The 5,423-nt window shown below is 70.9% G+C and carries 3 protein-coding genes; 1 reads left to right on the forward strand and 2 read right to left on the reverse strand.

Features of this window, described 5'->3' with window-relative positions; all coding sequences use genetic code 11:
• Positions 1-771 precede the first annotated feature (771 nt).
• Positions 772-1,131, forward strand: coding sequence for a hypothetical protein (locus tag ACIBCA_RS37040; protein ID WP_396287587.1), 360 nt, complete (start codon positions 772-774; stop codon positions 1,129-1,131).
• A gap of 58 nt (positions 1,132-1,189) precedes the next feature.
• Here the strand turns inward: ACIBCA_RS37040 and ACIBCA_RS37045 are convergent, their stop codons facing one another.
• Together ACIBCA_RS37045 and ACIBCA_RS37050 are read right to left on the reverse strand one after the other, a co-directional pair.
• Entirely contained in the window at positions 1,190-1,498 is a 309-nt protein-coding gene (locus ACIBCA_RS37045; protein ID WP_396287588.1) for a hypothetical protein, read from the reverse strand.
• 303 nt (positions 1,499-1,801) lie between these two features.
• Positions 1,802-5,227 (reverse strand): hypothetical protein, encoded by a 3,426-nt coding sequence (locus ACIBCA_RS37050; RefSeq protein ID WP_396287589.1) that lies wholly within the window; start codon positions 5,225-5,227, stop codon positions 1,802-1,804.
• Between the last annotated feature and the right edge of the window lie 196 nt (positions 5,228-5,423).

The following is a 5,423-nucleotide window of genomic DNA, read 5'->3' on the forward strand; positions in this document are numbered from 1 at the left end:
GACGGGGATCCAGCGCGTCATGGGCAGGACTCCCCGAACTTCACGGCCTTGGCCCAGCCGGGCCTATTCTGGCGCAAAGCGCCAGAATTCTGGGCTCAAAAATTGCGCATAGCGCAATTCGCGGCTCGCCCAAATCCCGCCTGATTTCCCTTGGGTGTTTTCCGAGAATCGCCCCGGCGATTATCGGGAATTCGCTAGGAGGTGATTCCGAATTCGATGATCGGCCGAGCGGGTGAATTCCGTGACGTAAATTCCGAAATTCCGGAATTCCGAATTTGCCGCCGCAATTTCCGAGAGTCGAACGCGCAGGCGATCATGCCCGCCAATCGTCACTCTCCGTAAGATTTTTGACCCCCTTGAACTCCCTGGCACCGCATCCCCAAAACCTAGAGAGTGTGAAATCAGCGGTGTCAGCGGTGTCAGCGGTGTCATGATCTTGAAAACTTTTGGTTATCGCAGGTCAGAGGCGGTGCACCGTCCTGACACCGCAACGGTGTCCAACGGTGTCAGGACGGTGTCAGCGGTGTCAGGGCCAGAGGCCAAACTTTTGGTTATCGCAGGTCAGAGCGTTTCACCCCTGCCACCCCTGCCACCGCGCCACCGCCCTGACACCGCTGGACACCCCTCCGATCAGCCCCCTGCCACCGCCGTGACACCGCAACGGAAAGTAACGGTGGCACGGCGGTGGCAGTCTCCGGAAAGCCGCCCCATTCCGGTTTCCGCCCGGCATCGTTGGGCCTGCCGGAGAGCCCGAGACCCCTGGAGGCCGACGTGAGCCGCTACCTGCCCGACCCGTCCATCCCCGTCGCTGACCTGGGCAGGGCCGTCCACGCGGCCCTGGGCGACGCGCGAGAGGCCGGCGCGCCGCTGCTGGCCATCGCTTACCCGTCCCCGCAGCCCGGCGGGAGCTGGCACGTCACCGCGCTGGAGACCGATACCAGCGACGTGCGCTTCGGCTTCCACAGCGGCAGCCCCGAGTGGGACAGCGTGGCGGTGGAGCGGGAGTTCCGCCGGCGCGGCTACGACTCGCTGGCCGGAGTGCTCCGCCAGGAGTGGACCGGCCTGGCAGACGGGGGCCGCTGCACCCGCCTGTTCTCCGACCCGCACGGTGAGGACGACCACTGGTCGTAGCCGCGCCAGAGGGGCCCGCCACCGTGCGGTGGCGGGCCCCTCTGGGCTTGCGGGCCCCCTACTCGATGCTGGGGTCCTGGCTGGCGTCGTAGTCGCCGTGGGCGCTGTGGTCGTAGGCGATGCCGGAGACGGTGGAGGCCTCGTAGTTGAGCTGGCTGGCGAAGCCGCTGCCGTCGTCGTAGACCTCCGCGCAGATCATGACGGCGGCCTCCTGGTCGCCCTTGTCCATGGCGTCGAGGAAGGCGTGTACCTGGTCGCCGGCCAGGTGGGCCCGGATCGTTCCGATCCAGGTGGTGCCGCTGATCTTCCAGGTGCCCAGGATGGCGACGTAGAGGCTGCCGGGGCGGGCCGCGCGCTTGCGGGCCATCTCGTCGCGCTCGGCTTCCGCCGCAGCTTCTTCGGCGGCGCGGAGCTGTTCTTCGGAGAGGCCGGCGCCTTCACCCTCGCCGCCCCCGGCCGGCCCGGGGCCGGGTGGGGGCCCTGTGGGGGGCGCGGGCGGCCCTGTGGGCGGCGAGGGAGGGGCAGGGGGCGCCCCGGCCGCAGGAGGTGCCGTCGGTGGCCTCTCGCGGCCGGTGACGCGCCGGGTTGCCCCCGCGATCGCGCCGGTGGTCTTGCGGGCGGCCCCGGCGACGCCGGAACCGATCTTCCTGACCCAGCCGAACGCCATCGGTCACTTCCCGCCCTTCGTGTAGACGTAGACGGCCTCGCCCGCGCTGCGCTCGCGCTTGGTGTCGGCCATCAGCGGCAGCACGGCGGACATGGGCGCCGAGCCCTCGACCTTCCACACCCCGCCGCGCTGCCCGCCGATCTGCATCGAGGTGGGCTTCGCCAGCAGCGGATCCGCCTCGATGGACGCCAGGGTGAACGCGTCGGTCTGGAGGCTGAGCGGGTGGAACCCCTCCCCCGCGAAGCGGTGCAGGTCGCGCCAGGTGTTGCCGATCGCGGCGTCCTGGAGGGCAGCGGCCCAGTCCGGCCGGTAGACCTGCCGGGCGTAGATCTCGCCGGTCTCGAAGTCCACCCGGGGCTCAGTCGCCTCCAGGTAGCCCCGGTAGGACTGGTAGAGCGCGCCGTTGAGCTTCTTCACCAGCGAGGCGGCAGGCCGCCCGGCCTCGATCTCGCCGAGCAGGAACAGCCGTCCCTGCCGGATCCGCTCGTACCCGCCCTCCATCACGCGGCGGCTGTCAGGCCACACCCAGGCCTCCAGGACCTCCGGCTCCCACCCGGGGTAGGCCAGGTGCAGCAGGTTCATCGCGGGGGTGGAGCGGACCCACCAGCCGCCTTCGTCGGCCTTGCGGAGCTGGAAGTTGGGCAGGCCGGGCAGGCCGAACCCGGGCACGGAGGCGACCCGCCACAGGCCGGCCTTCTTCGCGTCGAACGGGCACCCGGCCGTGTAGTGGACCGGCTCGCCCACGCCGAGCGGGGTGTTGGACCAGGCAGACAGCCACGCCGCCGTCTTGTCGTACTTGTGGACCCACGCCCAGGTGGCCTCAAGGGGCTCCATCCGCCGCTGCCACGCGATGTTGACGATCGGCTTGAGCCGCTGCCCGGACACGAGCTGGGGGATCTGCTGGAGGCGCACGGCCTCGCACGCGGCCAGCTCCGGGGTGAGCCGCGCGTAGTCCTCCGCGGTGGCGTTGGGCTTGCGGTAGTACGGCACGGGGTTGGGCCGCTTGCCCTTGCCCCGGCTGGACAGGGTGAACAGCATCACCGCGTCAAGCAGCTGCTCGCCGTCCACGGCCGCGGCGAACGACGGCCACAGCCGCGTGTCGAAGGCGGGCACCGAGATGTTCCGGCGCCGCGCCGAGGCGTTCGCCGGGACGGCGGTCATCCAGCACGACACCCCGGCCGGTTCCACCCGGGCCACCGCCCCGCCGACCGCCGTCGCGGCCCACGGGTGCTCCATGGGCTTCATCGGCGCGCCGTGGGCCATCGGGTCGTAGGCGGGCAGCCCCATGGCCTCGGTGACGTCCTGGTGGACGTACAGGGTCCGCAGGTCGTAGGCCTCCGCGAGCGCGTACGCCTCGTCCACGTTGCCGGGCACGGGGACGTCCAGCGGCGCGCAGTTGGGCAGGTGCAGGCCCTTCGCCGACAGCACGCCGATCCGGGCCGCGCTGAGCCGCGCGTCCGCCAGCTCGTCCCACCGTGGCTCGGTCACCGCCCGCTCCGGCGTCGGGAAGACCACCCGAACGGGTGCCGGCGCCTGCACCGCCGAAGCGACCGAAGCCGCTGTGCCCTCCGTCCGTGCCGTCTGCGCGGCAGCGACCACGGCCGCCATCGCGGGGGGCAGCCCGGCCGCCCGCGCGGCGGCCTCCCGCTCCGCCCTGGCGGTCGCCGAGTCGTCCCCGGGCACGGCGAACGCCGGGAGCTTCCCGGAGTCCTCCAACGCCTCGTTGTAGGCCGCCCGCGCCTTGTCCAGCCGGATCCGGTAGACCATGCCCGGCACGACCTTCCGCAGGTGCTCGCTCCCGGCGACCCTGCTGGTCAGCTTGTCCTTGCCCTGGGTCGAGTACAGGACGCCCAGGCGGCGCATCTCGACCAGCGCCGGGTGCGGCGTGTCGATCCCGCCCTGCGCGGCGATCGCGTCGATCGTGGTCTTCAGGACGTGGATCTCCAGGCCGGCCTTCGGATCCTCGTACCAGTAGCCCAGCATCGTGCCGATCGGGATCTCACCCTCACCCGGTGCCGAGCCCAGGCGCCGGAAGTCCGGCCAGCACCGCTGCTCGGTGCCGATCAGACCGGCCAGCTTCTCCCACAGCAGCGCGCCCGGGGAGACGTTGTTCGCCGAGCTGCTGCCCACGATCCCGGGCATCTCCGCGCGGGCGTCCTCCTCCGCGCGGGCGCCGATCTCGGGCATCCCGAGGACCACGCCCAGGAGGTGAGCGCCGACCACCCACGTGGCCACGATCCGGGCCAGGGAGCGCTCGATACCGCCGTCGGCGGCCGACAGGCGGCCGGTGATCTCGCGGTGCAGCTCCCGCCACTGCGCGACCTTCGCGGCCCCGTAGAGGTCCATCCGCTTGGCCCAGTGCAGCGGCCAGCCGTGGAACTGGGTGGCCAGCAGCACCGCCTCATCGGCCGCGTCGCCGTTGGGGAAGAACGGCTGGGACAGCTCGATCAGGCGGGACGCGAAGCTCTCCGGCTGGCCCGGGGTGATCAGCGACTCGTTCGAGCTGAACACCGTCAGGCCGTGGTGGATGCCCACGCCGATCTTCCGCTCACCGTCGCGGCCGAGCCGGGGCCGGCGGCCACCGACCAGGGTCTTGGAGACGAACTCCTGCTTCTGCCGCAGGTTCATCCCGGAGGAGGACCACTCCTCCCGACCGGCGGTCAGGTACCGGATCTCCTGCAGCAGGTCGAACCAGGCGTTGCCGGTGGTGTTCATCCCGCCGAAGATCTCGCCCGCTTCGGTGTTGTCGCCCATCAGGGCAGCGCCGACCTTCTGGGCGGACGATTTCCCCTTCTGGCCGGTGCCGTAGAGGTTCAGCGCCGCCGAGTTCACGCCCTGGCAGCAGGAGGCGAGCACGCCGCCCAGCCAGGCCGCCACGGCCAGGGTGGTCCGGTCGGAGGCCATGGCCAGGGTCATGACGCGCCGCCAGGCCGCCATGGCGGCCTTCTCGTCGGGGTCGCCGAGCCGCAGGTAGCCGATGGTCTGGGAGTCGGCTTCGGGCAGCAGGATGCCGCCGTCCTTGTCCTTGACAGGAACGGCCGGCATCTCGGGGGCCGCCGTCATTTCGCCGCGCATCACCTCTGCGAAGGCGTGCCGCATGTCGGGGCCGACCGGCCGGGGCTGGCCGAGGACGTCGGCCCAGGTGCCGTCCAGGAGCGCCGACATGGAGACCACGCGGCGGTGGCCCTCGTCGTCCAGGAGCAGGAGGGACACGCGGGTGTGCATGCGGTTCGCCATGCGGAAGGTGATCCGGCCGAGCACGACCGGCACCACACCGACCGGCAGCGGCGCGTCGTCCTTGCGCGCCTGGTGGAGGATCTCGCGGGTCTCCGGGTTGAACGACCAGCCGGGCTTCATGCCCGCGATGGGAAGGAGTCCGGCGGTGGAAACGCCCGGACGGATGCTGGTCACCGTGGCCTGAGCGGGCACGGTCGGTGACTTCTTTCGGGTGGGCACGGAGTCCTCTCGCGCCCGGCGTGGTGGTGACAGGGGAGAGATCTCCCCTACACTCGACACCGAGCTGTATTGGACCCCCCGGCATATGGACTGCGAATCCGTCGGGGGGTTTTCCTTTGTCTGTGATCAGACGCGAATTGTGGTGCTGAGGTTACGCCCTGTCAGGGCC

It is taken from the genome of Kitasatospora sp. NPDC051170, from assembly GCF_044455705.1.
Classification (GTDB): Bacteria; Actinomycetota; Actinomycetes; order Streptomycetales; family Streptomycetaceae; genus Kitasatospora.